The sequence below is a fragment of the Otoolea muris genome (assembly GCF_943193115.1).
GTDB classification, from domain to species: Bacteria; Bacillota; Clostridia; order Lachnospirales; family Lachnospiraceae; genus Otoolea; species Otoolea muris.
In genome coordinates, this window is record NZ_CALPCY010000018.1 from 32,967 (window position 1) to 54,440 (window position 21,474).

A 21,474-nucleotide genomic window follows, 5' to 3' on the forward strand; every position below is an offset into this window, starting at 1 on the left:
TGTATCTTTCACTACAGTCTGCACGATTTTATGTTCTGAAAAAAAGAAGATTCAAGATACGTTTCAGTTCTTGAACCTTCTCGCTTCTAAATTTCTATTAAACTATAGCAGATTAGAGGTTTCTTGTCAATTTTAAAATTGATTTTCATCTACCGGTATTTCGCATAGATACAGTCATCCTGAAGCTGCCCGTTCTTATAAAGCGCCTGCTTCATCACTCCCTCCAGGACAAACCCGTTCTTTTCCATAACCTTTCTGGAGGCCGTATTGGCGGCAAATACATAACCTGTCAGCCGCACGATATCCATTTTCTCAAACGCCCTTTTGCATGCCTCTCCTACTGCCCAGGTTGCGATTCCCTTTGATTCCTCCCGGGTTTTGAGCAGATACCCGATTTCCGCGTCGCGGCAGTGCACATCCTCCATACGTTCAACGGTAATAAATCCCACATACTCCTCATCCGCGAGAATCGCGTAAAACAGTCCCTCTGTCTCGTCCTTTTTCGCCGTCTCGTCCAGCCATCGCTGCGCCTCCCGGACCGGGTACGGCGTCGGCCTGCGGTTTGAAGTGTAATCTCGCCTGGAGCTGTTAAATACATCGGAGAGCCGCTCTGCGTCCTCTGTCGTCCATGGTTTCAGTGTAAGCTTCATAAGATTCCCCTTTCATAATTCATCTACTCCCGAAATCTCGCTGTACACAGCAAAAGCGCGGCTCCCGTCACAGGGAAACCGCGCCGCCTTTATAAATATCACTCTTAATCGCAGGAATAGGGCATAAGCGCCAGGTGTCTGGCTCTCTTGATCGCTACCGTAAGGGCTCTCTGATGCTTTGCACAGTTGCCTGTGATTCTTCTCGGAAGAATCTTTCCTCTCTCGGATACGTATCTCTTTAACTTATTTACATCCTTGTAATCGATGACTCCGTTCTTCTCACCGCAGAATACACAAACTTTTTTTCTTCTGCGCATACCGCCTCTCCTTACTTTGGAAGCGTCTGCTCTGTCGCCTTTATTGAATGCCATTGGTATTTCCTCCTTTACAAAATAAGCGGTGCCGCCGCTTTATGGGCCTTTCCCGTCCTCTCCGGGGGACCGATTCCCGGAATATCGCGCTTAGTTAAAAGGAAGGCCCTCGTCTTCAACTCCGTCAGGAATATTCATAAATCCATCGCCGATTGCGCTGGACGGCGTCGGGCGTTCAGCCGGGCGGTATCCGCTGTCTGCGTTCCCGGCGCCGGATGATGCGTTCTTGCTCTCCGCAAACTCCTGATCCTCTACGATTACCTCTGTTGTATATACCTTCTGACCGTCTCTATTGGTGTAGCTGCCAGTCTGGATCCTTCCGGTCACTACAATCTTAATGCCCTGGCGGAAATAGCGCTCCGCAAACTCGCCCGCCCTGTCAAAGGCGACGCATGGAATGAAATCCGCTGTCTGCGTCCCGTCGTCATTGCCGCCTCTGCGCCCTCTGCGATCGACGGCCAGCGTATATCTGGCAATCGCCATTGCGCGCTCGCCCTGTGAATATCTCACTTCCGGATCCCTGGTCAATCTTCCCATCAGAATTACTTTATTCATACGATCACTCTTTCTTTATCTATGCATCCTCTCTAACGCATAAGTAACGGATAACCGGCTCCATGATGCGAATGTGGGCCTCTACCTCGTTCGGGCATACGGAATCAGACTCAAAGTGTACGAAATAATAGAAGCCTTCTTTCATCTTCTGAATCTCGTAAGCCAGTCTCTTCTTACCCCACTCGTCAATGCCAGTTACAGCGCCGCCGAAACGTGTGATGTATCCTGTCACCTTTTCCATCGCCGCGGCTCTCTCCTCGTCCTCGAGCTTTGCGTTGAGAACAACTGCCAACTCATACTTGTTCATGTTCTTTTTACCTCCTTGTGGTCTCTGACCCCCTGACTCCAGCAGGGAGTAAGGAACTTAGTTAATATATCACGAGTATCTATAATATCAGGTTTTTTCCGTGTTTGCAAGTTTTTTGCGCTATTCTTCCGAAAATTTTACAATTACCACATCGCCCATAAGCGCCATGGATCCGGCAGACGGCCAGCAGGGCATGGACGCGCCGTATTCCTTAGCCTTTATAAACTCCTCCTCGGTCGCCGCTTCGTAGGGAAGGCCGTGAACCCTCATAAAGCCCGCTCCCCGGTGCGACACGCCCGCCGGCCCCTGATGATCCCACTCAAAGATGGAGTATCCCACGGATTCCCTGCGGATGGAAACGCTTATGGGCATAGACGGGTGGTACTGGCCAAGCATCGCGATCCGCGTTCCGGCTTCTGAGACGCCCAGACGCCTTAGCCCTTCCGCAATCTGCATGGCAGTCATCCGATCCGCCTCATACGTCATCTGGGCTGTCAGTACAGCCCGCGACGAGGTCGTCCCCTGATTGATGCCGCAGACAACGAGAACTGCGGCTGTCAGGAATGCAGCCGGCTTTTTCACGCTTCCGGCCGCATGCCCTGATAAAGGCGCGGAGACAAAATACGCCAGCGACGCCCCGAAAAAGGCCGCTGCAAAGGGAAGGCTCATCTGTGAACGTATCAGAATCCCGCCGCCCTGATAAAAGCACAGGAAAAATGGCGACAGCGCCAGGGCAAGGGCCGCCAGCGCATAGAGCAGAAATTCTCTGCGCCTCTTTCTTCCCCAGACCCACAAAAGGCGCAGGGCAAAAAGGAGGGCAAAGGGAAAAAACGTCGCCGGATAGAATTCCTCTTTCCCCAGAAGAACGTCGCGGATATAGCTCTTCATAAACGCCATACACGTCTGCACAGAGCCGGTCCTCCATAAAATCTGTCCTTCCAGATAGTCGCCCTGAAACTCCGGGCCAAACAAGTAAAAGGTAACCGCTTTTCCGATCAGCACATACAGCGCATATCCGGCCAGAAAAGCCGCCAGATGGCGGAGAGCGCATTTTAAATAAAACATTTTTTCCTGATTATCATGAAATTCAAAATAAATAAGATAAATTCCCAGCGCCGCCGCCATATAAAAGGGAACCAGAGCCTGATAACCGCCAAAGCCAAAGGCCATCAAAAGCACGCCGGCCGCGCCCCAGCCCCATGCTGCCCCGCACGCCCACCTCGCGCTGCAAAACGCTGCCGCAAGACAGCCCAGCATACACAGCGCCACCTCAAATGCCTGTAAAGTAAACACATACTGTTGGACATAGCAGGGATGCGTTAAAAGCAGCAGCGGAAATACGGCGCAGAAGCCCTTCATATTCGGCGATCCGCCGCTGAAGCTGTAAAACATAAAAGAAGAGAATATCCCGCACAGCGTCAAAACCGCTATCATAAGCAGGTTTTCCGCAAACGGGTTCAGCATCCGCATTCCGAACAGGTTTTTAAGCCATACCAGGCTATAGCGGTTAATTGAATACCAGCTCCTCATAAGCGCGTCCGGATTATACATATTATACTCTGAATCCACGCCGATCCGAAGCCCGCTCAACATGACCCCGTAGCTGAGCGCTGCCGCCGCCGCGCAAATCCACGGCGTCAAACGATTTTCCCGGATAAACGTTCCCCACTCTGATTGCAAATTTTCCATCGCACTCTCCACCAAACTCCTGTAATTTTAACTTGCCTGAAAAAGAAAGCTGCCGCAAAGGGACTCAGTTCCATTGCGGCAGCCCGGGATTCGTCTCAGACGACCCTTAATTTAAATTTCTGCGCCTCTTTGTCTGAGTCCACTTTCTCTATCATAGCGCCCAGGCCCTGAAGCTTTTTTTCAAAATTCTCATATCCTCTCTGAATATATCCGATTTCATCCACAGTCGTGTAGCCGTCGGCCGCCAGCCCGGCAATCACCAGCGCAGCTCCGGCCCGCAGATCCGGCGCGTTCACCTGCGCGCCTGTTAGCTGCTTCACTCCGCTGATAATCGCTGTATTTCCTTCCACCTTTATGGAACCGCCCATACGCGCCAGCTCGTCCACATATTTGAAACGATTTTCAAATATACTCTCTGTCACAATGCTGGTTCCCTCTGCCAGCGCCAGAGTTACAGTGATCTGCGGCTGCATGTCCGTGGGAAATCCCGGATAAGGCAGCGTCTTGATATCCGTATGGCGGTGCCTGGGCCTTCCCACAACACGGACCGCCTCGTCAAACTCCGTCACCTCGCAGCCAAGTTCGATCAGCTTGGCGCTGATCGCTTCCAGATGCTTTGGTATCACATTCTGTACCATCACGTCGCCGCGGGTGATCGCCGCCGCGCACATAAATGTGCCGGCCTCAATCTGATCCGGTATGATCGAATACTCCGTCCCGTGCAGGTGCTTGACGCCCCGGATCCGGATCACATCTGTCCCGGCTCCCTTGACATTGGCGCCCATGCTGTTCAGGAAGTTCGCCACATCCACGACATGCGGCTCCTTGGCCGGGTTCTCAATAATCGTCTCGCCTTCCGCCAGGGTAGCTGCCATCATGATATTAATGGTAGCGCCCACAGATACGACGTCCAGATATATATGGCTGCCCACCAAATCTATCGCGTGGGCCACCACGGCTCCCTTCTCCACTTCCACCCTGGCCCCCAGAGCGCGAAAACCCTTCAGATGCTGGTCAATGGGCCTGCTGCCGATATTACAGCCGCCCGGGAGCGGGACCTCCGCGCTCTTATATTTTCCCAAAAGCGCTCCGATAAAATAATACGATGCCCGGATTTTGCGGATATATTCATCATCCACGCTCACCCGGCGTATATGGCTTGCATTAATACGGACCGTGTGACGATCCGTGCGTTTCACACGCGCTCCAATCTTCTCAATCGCTTCCAAAAGGACGTTGATATCCCTCACATCCGGAAGGTTCTCTATCAAAACATCATCATCTGTCATAATTGACGCGGCTAAAATTCCGAGAGCGGCATTCTTGGCCCCGCTGATCGTGACCTCTCCCGCCAGAGGGCTTCCGCCCTTCATAATATACTGTTCCATGTGGCACCTCTATATATTGAAACGAATACTCGCTATATGCTGTTGAATCAGGCAGGCACAATCGAACAGGGAATAACATTCTTCCCCTGCCCGCCGCGCGCCCGTCAGCGCTGGCTGACAATCTTCCTCTGGGCGCCCGTGTGCATAAAAGCCCTTTTGTGGATATTATAACCACAAAACGCCGATTTGTAAAGGCGCGATTTCCCTGTTACTGCTCCAGGAAGCATACAAAATCGTTTCTGCCTGTGCTTTCAAAAAAGGCTGTGGCGTCGTTTAGCCCCATTTTATCACTGTAGGCATATTCTGTGCCCGGGTACCAGAGGCACGAAATATTGTACTGATCATAACCGTAGATCAGCCCATAGCTGTCATCCCCTAAAAAGGCCGCTACCGGCTTTCCCTGTGAGACGAAATACAGAACCTGCCCCAAGGAAAGGCCGCGGGCGTCGATGAAGCAGACGCCGTCCGATGACATCTCTTCTCCCCTCGCAAGCTCTGACAGATACCGGCGCGCCAGCGTCTCTTCCCCGGATATTTCACGGATCGTCCTTGCCGGGCTCCGGTTTACCCGGTTCCAGAACACACAGCCGTTTTCGTCGGTCACCAGTCCCATCCCGTCGTAAGCCGCCATGACTGCGCTGGTAAAATCTACATACATCCCATTCATACGGCCCTGGCTGTACGCATAGTAGACTCTGCCTTTCAAATCATGGTTTGCCTTCAGATAGATTGTATTATTTTCTTCTGCCACCACCTTTTTCGGAACATGGATCTGGATATCGCGACCCTGCGTCTCCCCGCTCTCAAGCTGAACAAAATAGATGCGGCCATATTCATTGTCCGCCAGGTATCCGATGCCGTCCAGGGGATCCATCACGACCTCCTCATTGCACACCAGCGTATCCTCGTCCACTATCTCATAGGAAGCGCCGTTTCTCCTCATGCGCGTCAGATGGACGCGGCTGTCCTCTATCTCCACATTCTGCAGGTAAATACCATCCTTTTCATACCGGGTTTCCGTCTCCATCCCGCTTCCGACTATCTCGACCGCATAGAGGGGGAGTCCTGTGATACGTCCGCCCGAAGTCAGGGTATCCCCTTCACGCGCCAGGCCGTAAACCAGATCGCTCCCCACAAAGCCAACCAGACGGATGGCTCCATTGTCTCCCGGCCGTATCTCATCCTTTTTTCCGGTCGTCAAATCCATCACATTCAGTCTGGAGGAGCTGTAAATATCATCCCCTTCCTGCCACGCGATCCTCGCCCCGTCGGCGCTGACGGCGAAATTCTCCTCCGTCAGGCCGTCCGCCACGACCACATACTCCTTTCCGGGCAGATCCACACCGTATACAGCGTGATCAAGGTAGAGGTAAAGCGTATGATTGTCGCTCAAATAACTCAGCCTGCCGATATCCTGGCGAAGACTTCCGTAATCCTCATCCACCGGAAGATAGAGCCGTTCGGTCAGGGCATTGTCCGCGCTCTCATAGCGGTAGAATGCCACGCCGGTCGTACCTTCATGGTTTCCCCGCCTCATATAGCCGTAAACCAGAAAATCGATACTGCCTTCCTCGCTGACTGATAAGATCCGCACGCTGTGCGAGTTAAAATTCATGCGCAGATCGTCCTCGCTCTTGCGGAACGCAAATACCTTTGTGCTCTGCCGGCTGACCGTGTCAAACAGCCAGAGCGCACGGTTCGCGACAAATGCCTTATAGGTCCCTGACGAATCGCTGACCGCCTGCAGCTCGTCCTCATCGGAAATTCCCAGCATAATCCGCCGATCCCAGTACAGCCGATCCTCGCCGGAAAAAATCTGATTTACGCGCCTGTCATAGTCCATCATATAGATTCGCTCCGTGCCCCAGCGCATGGTAAAGCTCTCCGTCACGTCATAGTATTCATCGCTCCCGCTCTCCGTCTCGCGCCCGGCCACATACTCCAGCTCAATCGTACACATAATGCCCTGCATTTCCTTCAGATGAACCGAAGCCTCGCTGAGCCGCGTCATCCCCATGCCGCGCCAGGTAAGCTGCGTAAAACTGTTTTTCAGGCTCGTCCTGCCCAATGTGCTGTTATCCGCATTGAGATCCGTCTCCAGATAGGTCGTAAGGGCCCTGGCTTCATTATAATCAAAGGATTTCTCCGAAAAATCCATCGCAAGCTGAAGCATGGCCTCAATATAGGAATTCTCGGATGAGACAATCCTTGTGAAATAATAAACAGCCGGATGCTCCTCTGTAGAAAGGGTGAGCGTCATTAAATATTCCTCATCCTGAGCCAGAAGGTTCTGGATGGGAAGCTTTGCGTGGATCCCGTCTTCCTCTGTCCGCCACTCCTCAAGATCCGTCCGCTCGACCAGTCTCTCTCCGTCCAGACTGCGAATCTCATACCGGATCCCCAGGACACGGGAATCCACATCGGCAAAATATACCTGGAGCTGCCGATCCGGAGGCAGAAGCGTCAGATCGCCCCGGCCGGCGCTTCTGGGGAGGTTTTCCACAAAGCCGTACAGGGCGTTCATACGCCTTCCGAAGATCTCCATATGGGCAACCGGCAGGTTTGCGTCCTCAATGGACGTATAGACTGCGCTGTCCTCTTCACTTTTTAACAGGGATACGCCAAAATATGCCAGAATGGCGGCTATAAATATAAACAGTAAAATCAAATTTTTCCTGATGAATTTTTTCATATATAGAATTTCCTTTGAATAGCTGAGGGGGTTGGTCTGCTGTTGGTTATTATAACACAGGTTGGGGGAAAATACTATTGGTTCGTTTACAGATAGTGGGACAATTGACGTGAGAGGGACGCCGCAAGCGGGCCATATATCCAACGGAACCCCGCTTCCGCTCAGAGAAAAGCGCCGGCGGTTTTCTCTGGGTTCCTTATGGATATATGGCCCGCTCCCGGCTGTACTGTTGGCCGGCTATTGGGATGATAATCCGTTGTCTCTCTTTGCCGCGGCATTTTAATCATAAGGCAGTTTTATGTTTCATCTATGTTAGCCTTTTGGGGGACAGGCTTTATCTGCAGCGCCCGCTGCGGCAGCGTCTTCCCTGCAGTTCGTTAAACAGGAGGACACTTAACAGATCTCCAAGGAAGTTCGGCTTTCCCGGGCGCGGCGGCGGGGGCGGCGGGCCCCACGGACCGGGCGGCGGCGGGGGCGGCGGACCCCAGGGACCCTGCGGGGGGCGTGGCGGGCCCCACGGGCCGGGCGGCGGCGGGGGCGGCGGCCCCCACGGGCCCTGCGGCGGACGGGGCGGACCCCATGGGCCGGGCGGCGGCGGACCCCACGGACCCCGCTTTGGACTGGCGGCGTCCTGTGCGCGGACGGCTCTGGCCTCCTGGATTTTTACCGGGGCGGTTTCCCAGGTCTGATATCCCTCCGGGACTTTTTTGCATTCTCCGCGAAGCGGGCCGTAGGATACGCGCACATATGCGGGATCCTGCCTGGATCTAAGCTCCTGGATTTGTGTTTCTTCCGGAGCGCCGGCCGCCGGCCCGGCAGGGATAGATTCTTCCGGCAGAACCGCGGGCGGTTCCTGCGCGGCAGATGACTGCGTTTCAGGCGCTGCGGCTGCCGGCGGGGCCGGCGGCTCGCCTGCAGCCGGATCCCATGCGGCCTCTTCCGGCTCCTGCATCTGCAGGGCGGCTGCTTTCAGGCTGATTTTCTGCAGCATCTGTTCTATCAGAATACGATCCGGGTATTCATCATAAATAGGGCTGCCCTCGTATTCCATTTCATCGCAGACCTCTTCCACATATTGCTGCAGCCGTCTTGCTCCTAATGGGTACATGCTCTTAAAATACTCAAAATCTCTGATTAAGCTCTGAGCTTCCGGCAAAAGATTCTGATCCCGCCGATATAACTGGTAGGGTTCCGGCCTGGACACGGCCTCCTGGCCTCTCAGTCCTCTGCCAAAAAAATCCTGCATCTGATTCCCATACCTCCCATGGCATTCGGTTATATGGTATCATATGCAGGATAGACGTAAAATGTGTACGTTCTCTTTGTTATATCGTGTTTTCTTCCCAGCCCGCTACAGTCTCTCCGGATACACCCCGGACCGTATCAAATCCCGGATGGAATTCGCCACGCTTTCCTTGTCCTCCTTATACGTCACGCCAAACCAGCGATCCTTTGTCCCCAGCACCGTCACCCTGGCGCGTTTGCTCCGGATCATCTTATCAATAATTGCGGGAAGCAGATACTCGGATTTAATATCCCCCTCTTTAAGCCCGGACAGAAATTCCGGAAAGCCCTTTTCGAGTTCCTTTACAAAGGCGGGCGTCAGACCCCAGGTATTCATGGAAACGTACTGATCCGCGCGCACCTCCACCGGATTCCCGTCCTCATCCGTGGCGTACATCCCATCGGCTTTCTTTTCTATATTATAAGTCTCCGTCACCTTTTGAAGGCTGCCGTCCTCTGCCACCTCGCAGACGCCTCTGGTCACGCCGCCGTTTTCGCTTAAGGTGTTGGAAAGGATAAATCCGCCCATGCAGATATCATAGACAGAGGCTTCCTCGTCCATCTCATTTGCCATGTAATCGTGAATCTTTTGGAACACTTCTTTGCCGTAGTAGTCGTCTGCGTTGATCACAAGGAACGGCTCCCGGATCATGTCCCGGATGCTCAAAACAGCCTGGCCTGTGCCCCAGGGCTTCTGGCGCCCCTCGGGGACCGTATAACCCTGCGGAAGATCCTCCAGTTCCTGATATGCATAGGAAACCGGAGCGATCTTCTCGATCCGCTCTCCAATCACCCTCTTAAAATCTTTCTCCAAATCACGGCGTATCACAAAGATAATACGGTTAAATCCCGCCTCCAGGGCGTCGTGGATCGAATAGTCCATAATGATCTCTCCGCCGGGCCCTACCGGCTCCAACTGTTTGATCCCGCCACCGAAGCGGCTTCCAATCCCGGCAGCCATGATTACCAGTGCAGTTTGTTTCATTTTTCCTCTCCTCATTGTATATTCTCTGTTACAGTATACACACTCATAAAGTTTCTGTACCTGCGGACATTATAGCATACCGGGCCTTTTTGTGCAAATATGTTAAATTATGCGATCATTTTGTTGTTGAAATCAGGCAAAGCTGATATAATAACGTTAATAAAAAACTTTGGAGGAATGAATCATGAAAGGAAATGTAATTGTTGGACAATCCGGCGGTCCCACTGCAGCCATTAACTCCAGCCTTGCGGGCGTATACCGTACAGCCATTGACAGGGGAGCCCCGAAGGTATATGGCATGCGGCACGGGATCGAGGGCCTTCTGGATGAGAACTATATCGATTTATCCGAGCACATCCAGAGCGACCTGGATGTTGAGCTTCTTAAGAGGACGCCCGCCGCTTATCTCGGCTCCTGCCGTTATAAGCTTCCGGAAATTCACGAGAGCATTGAGACATATGAGAAGATTTTTGGAATTCTTGATAAGTTAAATATTGAGTGCTTTATCTACATTGGCGGCAATGATTCGATGGATACCATTAAAAAGCTCTCGGATTACGCGATCTTAAAAGGCCATCCCACGAAGTTCCTCGGTGTGCCGAAGACGATCGACAATGATCTGGCCCTGACGGATCACACGCCTGGCTATGGAAGCGCCGCCAAATACATCGGCACCTCCGTTAAGGAGATTATCCAGGACAGCAACGCCCTGGTGTACAATAAGGGCCTTGTTACGATTGTTGAGATCATGGGCCGCAATGCCGGCTGGCTGACCGGTTCCGCCGCGCTTTCGAGGGGCGAGGACTGCAACGGCCCGGATCTGATCTATCTTCCGGAGCTCGCCTTTGATATTGATGATTTCCTGGCCCGCGTAAGGGCTCTCTTAGAGCAGAAAGCGTTCGTGGTTGTAGCCGTATCAGAGGGAATCCGCCTGTCAGACGGCCGGTATGTATGCGAGCTGACAGACGGCATTGACTTTGTTGACGCATTCGGACACAAGCAGCTCACCGGCACAGCCAATTATCTGGCGCGCCGCCTCTCCCAGGAGATCGGCTGCAAGACCAGAAGCATTGAGCTGAGCTCCATGCAGAGAGCCGCCTCCCATCTGGCATCCCGTATTGATATCCTGGAGGCGTTCCAGGTCGGCGGCGCTGCCGTTAAGGCTGCGGACGAGGGCGATACCGGCGAGATGGTTATCCTGACGCGCCTCTCGGACGACCCCTACCAGTCCACTACGGATCTGCGCAATGTGCATAAGGTGTCCAATGTCGAAAAGACGGTTCCCAGAGAGTGGATCAATGAGGACGGCACCTACGTAACCGAAGAATTCATCAACTATGTCCGCCCCCTGATTCAGGGCGATGTATCCCCTGTTATGGTGGATGGAATCCCGCGGTATTTATACCACAAAAATAAATAAGCTTTGCGATGATAATGCCGCTGCAGTTATTCCGGTATCCGGATGGCGCAGCGGCTTTTTACATGACAGTTCTGACTTTCCTTCCGGTTCCGGCGCAAAGAGCAGGCGCTGAATTTACCGTTACTTACGCAATGATGTACCAGCCTCAAAAAGCCGGAACATGCGCCGGGCAGCGCATGAATACAGCTCTTCAGCCCGCTCCATCGCCTCCTCTGTTCGCATCGGCCCATTGATCGTTGTGACAATGCTGCTGATCCCGTGCCGATAGATCTCTTCCGCTCCCTTTCCCATGCCGCCCACAATCGCTACGGCAGGAACTCCGGCGAGGCGGCAGCGCCCGCCCACGCCTCCGGGAACCTTTCCGAAGGAGGACTGCCAGTCAAGCCGCCCCTCTCCTGTCACAACCAGGGAAGCGCCCTTAAGCTTTCTGTCAAATTCCACAAGATCCAGAACCGTTTCTATACCCGGTTTCATTTCCGCATGCAGAAATACGGCCAGAGCGGCGCCCAGGCCCCCGGCCGCGCCGGATCCCTCCCGCCGGCCGGCCTCCGGCCCATACGCCTCTATTAAAACCTCTTCATACCGCCGCATCCCCTGTTCCAGGCGCTCCAGCGTCTTAAGCGTCCCGCCTTTCTGGGCCCCAAAGGTGAGAGTCGCCCCATCCGGGCCGGTCAGCGGATTTTTGACATCGCACATTACGGTAAAGCGGGCCCCGCGTATAAGGGGACAAATGCCTGTCTCATCGATCCCCGCGACTCTCTCCAGATCCTTTCCCCTTCCGGAAAGCTCATTTCCATCCTTATCCAGAAAACGGATCCCCAATGCGCGCATGGCCCCCATGCCGCCGTCATTCGTGGCGCTTCCGCCGATCGCAATGGTAATCCGGCGGTATCCGCGCTCCAGGGCGTCGCGTATCATTTGCCCTGTCCCAAAGGAGGTCGTCTCCAGGGGATCGCGCTCCTCGGGGCGCAAAAGCGGCAGGCCCGAGGCCGCGGCCATCTCGATCAGGGCCCGGTCTTCGTCCAGGCCCGCGTACGCGGCCCGGATACGCCTCCCCAGAGGATCCAGGACCTCTGTCTCCAGTAAAACGCCTCCGCGCGCCTGCAGAACGGCTTCCATCGTCCCCTCCCCGCCGTCCGCCACAGGAAGACACACGCACTCACAATCCGGAAAGCACGCGCGCGCCTCCTGTTTCAAAAGCTCTGCGATTTCCATGGATGACAGAGATCCTTTAAACGAATCCGATGCAAATACAAATTTCATAACCAATCCCCTTTCCGCTATACGGCCGCCCGGCCCCTCCCGCTCACCGCATCCGCGCGATCGCTTTATTGATTCACCACATTCACCGAAACGCCGTTCATAAACTGTCTTAAATTATCCACCGCTATATCCATCAGCCTCTGCCTGCTTTCTTTCGCCCCCCAGCTTATATGAGGCGTTATGATGCAGTTTTTAGCAGTCAGGAGCGGATTATTCCCGCGGATCGGCTCAGTGGAAACCACGTCCACGCCCGCGCCGTAAACCTTCCCGCTGTTCAGCGCCTCCGCCAGATCGGCCTCCACAACCAGGGGCCCCCTGGAATTATTGAGCAGGATCACGCCGTCCTTCATCTTCGCGATCGTTTCCTTATTGATGATCCCCTGTGTGGACGCGTTCAGCGGACAGTGCAGGGCAATGACATCCGACTCGGCAAGAAGCTTTTCAAGATCCACATACTCCGCAAGCGCCCGGCCGCTTTCATTTGGATATTCATCCACAGCCAGCACGCGCATCCGCAGCGCCGCCGCCATCCGTCCTGTCGCCTGCCCGATACGCCCAAAGCCGATGATCCCCATCGTCTTGCCCGCCAGCTCAATCAGCGGATAGTCCCAGTAACACCAGTCCTGGCAGTTCTCCCATCTCCCCTCATGGACCGTGCGGTCATGATGTCCGATATGATGGCAGATCTCCAGCAAAAGCGCGATAGCAAACTGGCCCACCGCATCGGTCCCATAAGTCGGGATATTCGTGACCGTAATCCCCCGCCTCTTTGCAGCCTCGACATCCACCACATTATAGCCGGTTGCCAGCACTCCTATGTACCGCAGATTACCGCACGCCTCCATCACTTCGTCCGTAATAACCGTTTTATTCGTCAGAATCGCCTCCGCGTCGCCGATCCGGCTGACCGTCTCCCCGGCCTCTGTGCGGTCATAGATCTCCGTCTGCCCCAGCGCCTTAAGCGGCCCCCAGCTCAAATCTCCCGGATTCTCCGTGTATCCGTCTAAAACAATGATCTTCACTCAATAAACCTCCTTTTTCACATTTTATTCCTCTGATTCTTGATGAGACAGCAATTATCAATATATCCCATCCAAATAAAGCATGCAATTTTCGTGCCATAACTCCCTTTTTTCCCCGCCAAAAAATCTCCGCCTGAAAACAGGGACTCTCCCGCCTGTCCGTTATTCACAATTCTGCCGCGGTTTCACAGGCTTATCCCCAAAAATGTTTCACAAAACACATTTTCCTGTTATCTGAAACACATTGAAGCTCACTCCTGCTCCCCCTTCGTTGCCCGCCACAACGTCGTCCGGCTGATCCCAAGCAGCTTTGCGATCTGCTCCCGGTTATAAGAAAATATCCTCTTAAGCGCCCCCACCAGCTCCGGAGTCGCGCCTTTTTCCCTGAAATCATACGATTCAAGGATATTATTCTTAAGCCTTTCCTCCCCCACCGCGCGGATCATGCATTTGCGGATCAGCGCGTCGCTGCACCTTGCCGACTGCTTCAGATACAGGCAGAAGCGCTCGCAGACGTTCTGCAGCTCCCGTATATTTCCGGGCCAGTGGTACAATTTAAGAATCTCTTTCGCCCCTTCGGTCAGTTCGACCTGATGGATGCTCATATCGCGTTTTTTCTTATAATAGAAATCAAACAGCTCCGCGACATCATTCTCCCGTTCCCGAAGAGGCGGGATATTTAACTCCAGCACATTTAAGCGGTACAGCAGATCCCGGCGGAAAGCCGAGGCGTCCATCTGTTCCAGCCCCTTATTGGTAGCTGCAATGATGCGCACATCCACAGGGATGATCCGCTGCCCGCCCACATGCATGATCTCTTTTTCCTGAAGCACCCGCAAAAGCCTGGACTGCAGACCGGGAGAGAGCTCGCCGATCTCGTCCAGAAACAGGGTTCCGTGATCCGCCAGCTCAAACAAGCCCTTTTTGCCTCCCTTGCGGCCCCCGGTGAACGCGCCCTCGTCATAGCCGAACAGCTCGGTTTCCAGAAGGTTCTCCGGCAGGGCGGCGCAGTTGACTGCGATAAACGCCTCATTTTTTCTCCTGCTCTGGTTATGGACGCTCTGCGCGAATATCTCCTTCCCGGTTCCCGTCTCGCCGTAAACCATCAGATTCGACTCGCTTTCCGCATAGAACCTTGCATCCTCAATACACCGGCGGATTGCCAGGGAGGAACCGATGATATCCGAAAAATTCCGTTTTGCCTTAAAGCCCTTTTCTTTTCTCTGGCGTTCCTCCTTTTCTCCCTGACGGATCTGATGCTTTAATTCGTCTAAGTAATACATCATGATCACCGCGCCGTCAAACTGGGAGCGGCGGTTGTCAAGCCGCACGATATTGCAGAACATCTCCTTTCCTCCCAGCCTGATGATCCGCAGCGCTTCCTGTGCGCTGCCCCAGACAAATTCGTTCAGCTTTAAATTCGGCAGGATCTGATCCAAATACGAATATTTTAATTTCTCACGTTCTATGGCCGCCAGCTCCACCGCCTTTTGATTGAAGTCAATGACTCTGCATAAGCTGTCCACCAGAAAAATACCGTTGACGCTGCAGTGCAGAAGCCCGTTGATATACTGATTCTTATTCCGCTCCTTTTCAAGCTCCCTGGCCAGGTTCTTTGCCTCGGCAATGGTGTCCAGGATGCAGGCAAAGCTCGGGTAAAGCAGCACTGTCTTCCGGCCCAGGCGTTTCCCCACCTCCACGGCGTGCGTCGCCCCGATGATCACATCCGCCCGGCTGTCGGAGAGCGCCTCCTGCAGCTCCTCCGTATCCTCATAGACAATATTTTCCACCTCTCTGCCGATGATCTGCAGATATTCCTTCATACTCTTCGATATGGGCTGCTGGTATGTGACCACCGCAGGCGCACCCCCCAGCTTAAGCCCCTGCTCAACCGCTGTCAGATAATCAAAATCCGTAATGCGAAGCTGCAGCACCGGTATCTGAAAGGCGGCCGCCGCGATCTGCGCGTTCGCTCCGGCCGCGATGGCGACATCCGCTCCCTCAATCACCTTCCGCTTCTCCTCTTCGAGGATCTCGGTCCGCAGGCCTTCCACGATGCTGAATTCCACTTCTTTGTCCTGATAAGACTCCAGCGCCTCGCGCACCAGCCTGTCCACATCCTTATACGTAATACAGCAAATCCGGATCATGCGCCGTTCCCCCTTTCCTGTCTGAACTGCCTTACTGTCTCCCGCGCCGCGCATCCCATCGGCTGTCCTGTATTTCTTTCACTATAACTATATCGTATAAAAAACAAAAGCTCAAGCCGCGTATTTCTCCCAAAAAAACTTGTGATTTGCATAAAAATGATATATAATTGGATAGAATTGTTATTGTTTACATCCATTTCGGATTGCGCGCCGAAACAAGCTGTGTAAATTTTGGAGGAATTTATGAAGGATTGGCCTGATATTTTTCGACATCTTACTATGCTGAGTCAGATCGGGCTGTCCCTGGCGGCCCCGCTTCTTATATGTATTCTTTTATGCAACTGGCTGTGCAACCGCTTTTCCATGGCCGGCTGGATCTACCTTCCGGGCTTTTTTTTTGGCCTCGGCGGATCTGCCGCGACGGCCTGGAAGGTGTATCTTGCCATTATGAAGCAGGAGAATACGAAGAGAAAAACCGGCGTAGGTTTTAATGAGCATAAATAGCTTCTGCCCGCGCGGCATCCCCTGTACACGTTCAGGCCGGCGGGATTCTTTACGTCAGCTGCAAAATCAATATATAGCTTTCATAGAAAGGAGACATCTTGCCCATGCAGATTCAGCCCGCCGTAAAAAAGGAAAGCATCTATACCGCGGCAGGAACTTTTGCCGGCGCTTTTGTCATGTTTCTGGCATTCTGGCTTCTTCATCGGTCTGTGCCCGATGCGGTTCCCTTTGATTACAGGGTGATCGCCGCCGGACTCGCCGGCTCTGCGGTCGCCTGTGCGAATTTCTTTTTCATGGGGCTCACGATCCAGAAAATCACAGGCACAGACAACCAGGACGAAGCCTATAAGGCCATGAAGGCCAGCTACCGCTTCCGCACCCTGTCACAGCTTTTGTGGGTGGTACTGGCATTCGCGCTGCCCTGCTTTAACGCCGCGGCAGGCATCATTCCGTTATTTTTACCCAGTATGTGTATTAAGCTACGGGGCATGCTGGGTATAATAAAATAAAAACCAACTAAAATTTAACAGAAAGGAGATGAACATGAAAGCATGAATATTGATATTTCAGGTCCCGTCATTTATTACAGGATTCCAACAGGCATTCCCATCCTGGGCGATATTCTGATCACACAGACGCTTGTAGTCAGTTGGATAGTGATGGCGCTGATTACAGGGGCCTGTATCTGGCTTACCAGAGATCTCAGAGTGGAGAACATTTCAAAACGGCAGGCTTTTGCCGAGATGCTTGTGGAAATGGCGAACAATCTGGTCCGCAATAATACCGGCGGAACGCGGTTCGATAAACTGATCCCGTTCGTAGCCGCCCTGTTTGCGACAAGCGTTGTATCAAACCTGATCAGCCTGATTGGGCTGCGCAGCCCCACAGCCGATCTCTCCACTGAGGCGGCCTGGGCCGTTGTCGTGTTTATCATGATCACGGCAAACAAGATCAAAGCCGGCGGCCTTGCAGGATACTTAAAGGGCTTTACCCAGCCAATCCCGGTAATGACCCCTTTTAATGTTCTGTCTGAGCTCGCGACGCCTGTCAGCATGGCCTGCCGTCATTTCGGCAACATCCTGTCCGGCGTTGTAATCAGTACGCTGATCTATGCCTCTCTTGCCGTCGCGACCACCGCGCTGCTTGGCTGGCTTCCGGGCGCGCTGGGACAGGTTCTGGGAAGTATCCCGTTCCTTGATGTGGGCATCCCCGCTATCGCCGGCGTTTATTTCGACTGGTTCTCCGGCGTGATGCAGGCATTTATTTTCAGTATGCTGACAATTATGTATATCGCCAACGCCGCGGAAGGTTAAGGCGGTTCCCGCCGCCTCCCTGTGTGGCAATTTTCAACACACCTATTTTTAAATTCAGTTAGGAGGAAATCATTATGACAGACTTTCAGTTGCTCGCTCGTGGTATTGCATTAGCAGGTTGCGCAATCGGCGCAGGCTGCGCCCTTATCTCCGGTGTTGGACCTGGTATTGGTGAAGGTAACGCGGTCGCAAAGGCCCTTGAGGCCATCGGACGCCAGCCCGAATGCAAGGGCGACGTGACGAGCACCATGCTCCTTGGCTGCGCCATCGCAGAGACAACCGGTATCTACGGCTTTGTAACCGGCCTGCTGCTCATCTTCGTAGCCCCCGGCGCATTCATGAACTTCCTGGGCTAATCACTCTGCGGAAAATCGTAATTTCCACAAGACAGGAGGGGAAAGATGCAAACACAGGAATTAGTAACTATTATACCGTGGACCTTTATTGCCCAGATCCTGAACCTCTTTATACAGATGTACCTGATAAAACGTTTTCTGTTCAAGCCGATCAACGCCATGCTGGATAAGCGCAAGGCGATGGCTGACGCTGAGATCCAGCAGGCAAGGCGGGAAAAGAATGAGGCCATGACCTTAAAATCCAGCTACGAGAACAGCTTAACCCAGGCAAAGGCCGAGGCAAATTCCATTCTCCAGAACGCGCAGAAGGACGCTGCCGCACGCAGCGAGGCGATCATAAACGACGCCCAGTCCCAGGCCGCGAACTTAAAGGCAAAGGCCGAGGCCGATATTCTTCAGGAGAAGAAAAAGGCGGTCAACGACATCAAAAATGAGATCGGCGGCATTGCTATGGAAATTGCCGGCAAGGTAGTGGAACGCGAGATCAATGAAGAGGATCACAAAAAACTGATCGACGAGTTTATTGAGAATGTAGGTGAGGCATCATGACAAAAACTGCCAAGCTTTACGGCGGCAGCCTCTATGACCTTGCCGCTGAAGAATCGCTCACAGAGCCTGTGATGGAGGAGATGGATTCGATCCGTCAGATTTTCCGGGAGAATCCCGATTATCTGGTTCTTTTATCCGAGCCGTCCATCCCCAAGACAGAGCGGGTCGCTCTCCTTAATAAAGCCTTCGACGGCCAGATTCAGCCCTATCTTCTGAATTTTTTAGGGATTTTATGTGAAAATGGCGCGCTGCGGGAATTTGGCGGCTGCTGCGACGAGTTCCGCTCGCGCTACAATGCGGATCACAATATCGCGGAGGCTGTCGTCTCAAGCGCCGTCGCCTTAAGCGAGTCCCAGGCCGAGGCCCTTAAGAAGCGCCTGGAGGACATGAGCAAGAAAACCATCGTACTTACACAGAAGGTGGATGAGGGCCTTCTGGGCGGACTGCGCGTGGAGCTGGAAGGAAAGCAGCTCGACGGCACGGCCCAGGCGCGCCTTTTAAGCCTGCGTAAGAAGATTACCGAAATCATCGTATAAAGGATGTGAATGGAATGCAATTAAAACCAGAAGAAATATCCAAGGTCATTCGCAGCCAGATCAAATATTACCAGAATGCCATTGAGCAGAGCGAAACCGGAACCGTACTGATGGTCGGAGACGGTATCGCCAGAGTGAGCGGGCTTACCAACTGTATGTCCGGCGAGCTTCTGGAATTTGAGGACGGCACCTTCGGAATGGCCCAGAACTTAGAAGAAGCGAGCGTTTCTACCGTGCTTCTCGGCTCTGATCAGGGGATCAGCGAGGGGCAGACCGTAAAGCGCACAGGAAAGGTTGTTTCCGTACCTGTAGGCGAAGCTATGATCGGGCGTGTTGTAAACGCCATCGGCCAGCCCATCGACGGCGCGGGCCCCATTGAGACGAGCGAGTTCCGCCCCATTGAATCCCAGGCGCCCGGCATCTGCGACCGCCAGCCTGTAAAGGAACCGCTCCAGACAGGCATCAAGGCCATTGATTCCATGATTCCCATCGGAAGAGGCCAGCGCGAGCTGATCATCGGCGACAGGCAGACCGGTAAGACGACGATCGCCACAGACACGATCTTAAACCAGAAGGGCAAGGACGTTATCTGTATCTATGTGGCCATCGGCCAGAAGCGTTCCACCGTGGCGGGCCTTGTGTCCGACTTAACCGCAGGCGGGGCCATGGATTACACGATTATCGTGGCTGCCACAGCCTCTGAGCCCAGCCCCTTACAGTACATCGCGCCGTATTCCGGCTGTGCGATGGGCGAATATTTTATGAACCAGGGCAAGCATGTCCTGATTATTTATGACGATTTGAGCAAGCATGCGGTGGCGTACCGCGCCCTGTCCCTGCTGATCCGCCGTCCGCCGGGACGTGAGGCGTATCCGGGCGATGTATTCTATCTGCATTCCCGTCTGCTGGAGCGCGCGGCGAAGCTCTCCGCCGAAAAAGGCGGCGGCTCTCTCACGGCGCTTCCGGTGATCGAGACGCAGGCCGGCGACGTTTCGGCGTATATTCCGACCAATGTAATTTCCATCACAGACGGGCAGATTTTCCTGGAGACAGAGCTGTTCCACTCCGGCATCATGCCGGCCGTAAACCCCGGTATCTCCGTGTCGCGCGTAGGCGGCAACGCCCAGATAAAGGCCATGAAGAAGGTGGCCGGCACGCTGAAGCTGGTTTACTCTCAGTTCCGCGAGCTGCAGAGCTTTGCTCAGTTCGGTTCGGATCTGGATGCGGACACCAAGGCGCGTCTGGCTCAGGGCGAGCGTATCGTGGAGGTATTAAAGCAGGGCCGCAGCCTGCCCGTACCGGTCGAAAAACAGGTCGCGATCCTCTACGCCGCGGTAAACGGAATTCTGACCCGGATCGAGACGGCTGATATCCAGGAATATGAGGCGGGTCTGTACCCATTCCTCGACACAGACGGAAACGGCGCGGCTGCCATGAGCGCCATAAAGAGCACCGGAAACCTGGATAAGGACACAGAGGAGAAGCTGAAAACCGCTCTGAATGATTATACGGATAAATTCCTGAAAACAAGATCATGATGCTTTTTTATAAAGGAGGAAAACCATGGCCGCTAATATGAAAGCCGTGAAGCTCCGTATGAAGAGCATACAGAGCACCATGCAGATTACAAAGGCAATGGAGCTGGTAGCATCCTCCAAGCTGCGTAAGGCTAAGGAGCGCGCTGATTTAAGCCGCCCTTATTTCCAGACACTCCACGACACGCTGACGGATATTGCCTCCGGCAATACGGACTTTACATCCCCTTATACCAAAGCAAGTGACAGCCCGAAATGGTGTTATGTCATTATCGCCGGCGACCGGGGACTGGCCGGGGGCTACAACTCCAATCTGTTTAAGCTGCTGGAGAGCCAGGCAAAGGGAAAGGACTATTCGATCCTTCCCATCGGAAAGAAGGCGGTGGACTACTGCAAGCGCCGGAAGGTACACATTCTGACCGAAGAATTCGCCGAGGCAGGGGACATCTCTGTGTCTGACTGTTTTGAGATGGCAAAGCTTTTGTGCAGCGCCTACTGCAAAGGAGATTTCGGCCACATTGCTCTCTGCTACACCAGCTTTCTTTCCATGCTTTCGCAGAGGCCGGATGTTTCTTCTCTTCTGCCCCTTGACGATTTCACGGAAAAGGAAGACGGACATGATCCGAAGCATATCCGTTCCCTGATCCTGTATGAGCCGGACAGCGAGAGTGTATTTAACGCCATTGTGCCAGAGTATCTGGCAGGCTTAATCTACGGCGCTATGTGCGAGTCCGTGGCCAGCGAGCTGGCCGCCAGAAGAACCGCCATGGATGCTGCCACAAAGAACGCAGGCGAGATGATTGAACAGCTCAGCCTTTATTATAACAGGGCGCGTCAGTCCAGCATTACTCAGGAAATTACGGAGATTGTGGCAGGCGCCGAGCAGCCCTGATGAGGAGATTGTT

The 21,474-nt window shown here is 53.6% G+C and carries 21 protein-coding genes; 9 read left to right on the forward strand and 12 right to left on the reverse strand.

Annotated elements, in window-relative coordinates:
• Window positions 1-149 precede the first annotated feature (149 nt).
• The 9 genes from NFS31_RS12425 to NFS31_RS12465 all read right to left on the reverse strand — a co-directional run bounded on the left by NFS31_RS12425 (window position 150) and on the right by NFS31_RS12465 (window position 9,921).
• Window positions 150-650: a GNAT family N-acetyltransferase gene (locus NFS31_RS12425; protein ID WP_251495503.1), complete on the reverse strand. Its 501-nt coding sequence runs from the start codon at window positions 648-650 to the stop codon at window positions 150-152.
• 104 nt (window positions 651-754) lie between these two features.
• On the reverse strand, window positions 755-1,021 hold the full coding sequence (gene rpsR, locus NFS31_RS12430; protein ID WP_160227854.1) for a 30S ribosomal protein S18: 267 nt from the start codon (window positions 1,019-1,021) through the stop codon (window positions 755-757).
• A 90-nt stretch (window positions 1,022-1,111) separates the two neighbouring features.
• Window positions 1,112-1,576, reverse strand: coding sequence for a single-stranded DNA-binding protein (locus tag NFS31_RS12435; RefSeq protein ID WP_251495506.1), 465 nt, complete (start codon window positions 1,574-1,576; stop codon window positions 1,112-1,114).
• Window positions 1,577-1,595: 19 nt separating this feature from the next.
• Window positions 1,596-1,883 carry a 30S ribosomal protein S6 gene (gene rpsF / locus NFS31_RS12440; protein ID WP_251495509.1) on the reverse strand — a complete coding sequence of 96 codons (288 nt, stop codon included), beginning with the start codon at window positions 1,881-1,883 and terminating at the stop codon, window positions 1,596-1,598.
• Window positions 1,884-2,003: 120 nt separating this feature from the next.
• Window positions 2,004-3,572 (reverse strand): glucosyltransferase domain-containing protein, encoded by a 1,569-nt coding sequence (locus NFS31_RS12445; protein ID WP_251495512.1) that lies wholly within the window; start codon window positions 3,570-3,572, stop codon window positions 2,004-2,006.
• A 95-nt stretch (window positions 3,573-3,667) separates the two neighbouring features.
• Window positions 3,668-4,960: a UDP-N-acetylglucosamine 1-carboxyvinyltransferase gene (locus NFS31_RS12450; RefSeq protein WP_251495516.1), complete on the reverse strand. Its 1,293-nt coding sequence runs from the start codon at window positions 4,958-4,960 to the stop codon at window positions 3,668-3,670.
• A 208-nt stretch (window positions 4,961-5,168) separates the two neighbouring features.
• Window positions 5,169-7,652 carry a hypothetical protein gene (locus tag NFS31_RS12455; RefSeq protein WP_251495519.1) on the reverse strand — a complete coding sequence of 828 codons (2,484 nt, stop codon included), beginning with the start codon at window positions 7,650-7,652 and terminating at the stop codon, window positions 5,169-5,171.
• Between the two features lie 334 nt (window positions 7,653-7,986).
• Window positions 7,987-8,898: a hypothetical protein gene (locus NFS31_RS12460; protein ID WP_251495520.1), complete on the reverse strand. Its 912-nt coding sequence runs from the start codon at window positions 8,896-8,898 to the stop codon at window positions 7,987-7,989.
• A 105-nt stretch (window positions 8,899-9,003) separates the two neighbouring features.
• A complete protein-coding gene (locus NFS31_RS12465; RefSeq protein ID WP_251495523.1) occupies window positions 9,004-9,921 on the reverse strand; it encodes a nucleotidyltransferase family protein in 918 nt (305 codons plus the stop codon).
• Between the two features lie 184 nt (window positions 9,922-10,105).
• On the opposite strand from NFS31_RS12465, the gene NFS31_RS12470 reads away from it, so the two are divergent.
• On the forward strand, window positions 10,106-11,341 hold the full coding sequence (locus tag NFS31_RS12470; protein ID WP_251495526.1) for a 6-phosphofructokinase: 1,236 nt from the start codon (window positions 10,106-10,108) through the stop codon (window positions 11,339-11,341).
• Between the two features lie 120 nt (window positions 11,342-11,461).
• On the opposite strand, the gene NFS31_RS12475 is transcribed toward NFS31_RS12470, so the two are convergent.
• From NFS31_RS12475 to NFS31_RS12485, 3 genes are all read right to left on the reverse strand, one after another.
• A complete protein-coding gene (locus tag NFS31_RS12475) occupies window positions 11,462-12,604 on the reverse strand; it encodes a glycerate kinase family protein (protein ID WP_251495529.1) in 1,143 nt (380 codons plus the stop codon).
• 65 nt (window positions 12,605-12,669) lie between these two features.
• Window positions 12,670-13,626: a D-2-hydroxyacid dehydrogenase gene (locus NFS31_RS12480; protein ID WP_160305481.1), complete on the reverse strand. Its 957-nt coding sequence runs from the start codon at window positions 13,624-13,626 to the stop codon at window positions 12,670-12,672.
• Window positions 13,627-13,877: 251 nt separating this feature from the next.
• Window positions 13,878-15,830, reverse strand: a complete 1,953-nt coding sequence (locus NFS31_RS12485) for a sigma 54-interacting transcriptional regulator (RefSeq protein ID WP_251495532.1) — start codon at window positions 15,828-15,830, stop codon at window positions 13,878-13,880.
• A 189-nt stretch (window positions 15,831-16,019) separates the two neighbouring features.
• Here NFS31_RS12485 and NFS31_RS12490 point away from each other — a divergent pair, with 189 nt between their 5' ends.
• From NFS31_RS12490 to atpG, 8 genes are all read left to right on the forward strand, one after another.
• Window positions 16,020-16,280: an AtpZ/AtpI family protein gene (locus NFS31_RS12490; RefSeq protein WP_160305479.1), complete on the forward strand. Its 261-nt coding sequence runs from the start codon at window positions 16,020-16,022 to the stop codon at window positions 16,278-16,280.
• A 104-nt stretch (window positions 16,281-16,384) separates the two neighbouring features.
• Window positions 16,385-16,789, forward strand: coding sequence for an ATP synthase subunit I (locus tag NFS31_RS12495; protein WP_160228050.1), 405 nt, complete (start codon window positions 16,385-16,387; stop codon window positions 16,787-16,789).
• Window positions 16,790-16,831: 42 nt separating this feature from the next.
• Window positions 16,832-17,593 carry a F0F1 ATP synthase subunit A gene (locus tag NFS31_RS12500; protein WP_160305478.1) on the forward strand — a complete coding sequence of 254 codons (762 nt, stop codon included), beginning with the start codon at window positions 16,832-16,834 and terminating at the stop codon, window positions 17,591-17,593.
• Between the two features lie 74 nt (window positions 17,594-17,667).
• Window positions 17,668-17,949 carry an ATP synthase F0 subunit C gene (atpE, locus tag NFS31_RS12505; RefSeq protein ID WP_160228048.1) on the forward strand — a complete coding sequence of 94 codons (282 nt, stop codon included), beginning with the start codon at window positions 17,668-17,670 and terminating at the stop codon, window positions 17,947-17,949.
• 45 nt (window positions 17,950-17,994) lie between these two features.
• A complete protein-coding gene (atpF, locus tag NFS31_RS12510) occupies window positions 17,995-18,498 on the forward strand; it encodes a F0F1 ATP synthase subunit B (RefSeq protein ID WP_251495534.1) in 504 nt (167 codons plus the stop codon).
• Window positions 18,495-19,034: an ATP synthase F1 subunit delta gene (atpH, locus tag NFS31_RS12515; protein ID WP_251495537.1), complete on the forward strand. Its 540-nt coding sequence runs from the start codon at window positions 18,495-18,497 to the stop codon at window positions 19,032-19,034. Before atpF ends, atpH begins: the two co-directional genes overlap by 4 nt.
• A gap of 14 nt (window positions 19,035-19,048) precedes the next feature.
• The gene (gene atpA / locus NFS31_RS12520) at window positions 19,049-20,572 is read left to right on the forward strand and encodes a F0F1 ATP synthase subunit alpha (protein ID WP_251495538.1); all 1,524 of its coding nucleotides are present in this window, start codon (window positions 19,049-19,051) and stop codon (window positions 20,570-20,572) included.
• Between the two features lie 25 nt (window positions 20,573-20,597).
• Entirely contained in the window at window positions 20,598-21,461 is an 864-nt protein-coding gene (atpG, locus tag NFS31_RS12525) for an ATP synthase F1 subunit gamma (RefSeq protein ID WP_251495541.1), read from the forward strand.
• Window positions 21,462-21,474 lie beyond the last annotated feature (13 nt).

What these genes read in the sequence shown, in the direction of transcription:
- NFS31_RS12425 (WP_251495503.1), bottom strand. Translation starts at nt 650, where the DNA reads ATGAAGCTTACACTGAAACCATGGACGACAGAGGACGCAGAGCGGCTC.
- atpF (WP_251495534.1), top strand. Translation starts at nt 17,995, where the DNA reads ATGCAAACACAGGAATTAGTAACTATTATACCGTGGACCTTTATTGCC.
- NFS31_RS12490 (WP_160305479.1), top strand. Translation starts at nt 16,020, where the DNA reads ATGAAGGATTGGCCTGATATTTTTCGACATCTTACTATGCTGAGTCAG.
- rpsF (WP_251495509.1), bottom strand. Translation starts at nt 1,883, where the DNA reads ATGAACAAGTATGAGTTGGCAGTTGTTCTCAACGCAAAGCTCGAGGAC.
- NFS31_RS12435 (WP_251495506.1), bottom strand. Translation starts at nt 1,576, where the DNA reads ATGAATAAAGTAATTCTGATGGGAAGATTGACCAGGGATCCGGAAGTG.
- NFS31_RS12465 (WP_251495523.1), bottom strand. Translation starts at nt 9,921, where the DNA reads ATGAAACAAACTGCACTGGTAATCATGGCTGCCGGGATTGGAAGCCGC.
- NFS31_RS12475 (WP_251495529.1), bottom strand. Translation starts at nt 12,604, where the DNA reads ATGAAATTTGTATTTGCATCGGATTCGTTTAAAGGATCTCTGTCATCC.
- atpE (WP_160228048.1), top strand. Translation starts at nt 17,668, where the DNA reads ATGACAGACTTTCAGTTGCTCGCTCGTGGTATTGCATTAGCAGGTTGC.
- NFS31_RS12470 (WP_251495526.1), top strand. Translation starts at nt 10,106, where the DNA reads ATGAAAGGAAATGTAATTGTTGGACAATCCGGCGGTCCCACTGCAGCC.
- NFS31_RS12460 (WP_251495520.1), bottom strand. Translation starts at nt 8,898, where the DNA reads ATGCAGGATTTTTTTGGCAGAGGACTGAGAGGCCAGGAGGCCGTGTCC.
- atpH (WP_251495537.1), top strand. Translation starts at nt 18,495, where the DNA reads ATGACAAAAACTGCCAAGCTTTACGGCGGCAGCCTCTATGACCTTGCC.
- NFS31_RS12485 (WP_251495532.1), bottom strand. Translation starts at nt 15,830, where the DNA reads ATGCGCGGCGCGGGAGACAGTAAGGCAGTTCAGACAGGAAAGGGGGAA.
- atpA (WP_251495538.1), top strand. Translation starts at nt 19,049, where the DNA reads ATGCAATTAAAACCAGAAGAAATATCCAAGGTCATTCGCAGCCAGATC.
- NFS31_RS12495 (WP_160228050.1), top strand. Translation starts at nt 16,385, where the DNA reads ATGCAGATTCAGCCCGCCGTAAAAAAGGAAAGCATCTATACCGCGGCA.
- atpG (WP_251495541.1), top strand. Translation starts at nt 20,598, where the DNA reads ATGGCCGCTAATATGAAAGCCGTGAAGCTCCGTATGAAGAGCATACAG.
- NFS31_RS12445 (WP_251495512.1), bottom strand. Translation starts at nt 3,572, where the DNA reads ATGGAAAATTTGCAATCAGAGTGGGGAACGTTTATCCGGGAAAATCGT.
- NFS31_RS12450 (WP_251495516.1), bottom strand. Translation starts at nt 4,960, where the DNA reads ATGGAACAGTATATTATGAAGGGCGGAAGCCCTCTGGCGGGAGAGGTC.
- NFS31_RS12455 (WP_251495519.1), bottom strand. Translation starts at nt 7,652, where the DNA reads ATGAAAAAATTCATCAGGAAAAATTTGATTTTACTGTTTATATTTATA.
- NFS31_RS12500 (WP_160305478.1), top strand. Translation starts at nt 16,832, where the DNA reads ATGAATATTGATATTTCAGGTCCCGTCATTTATTACAGGATTCCAACA.
- rpsR (WP_160227854.1), bottom strand. Translation starts at nt 1,021, where the DNA reads ATGGCATTCAATAAAGGCGACAGAGCAGACGCTTCCAAAGTAAGGAGA.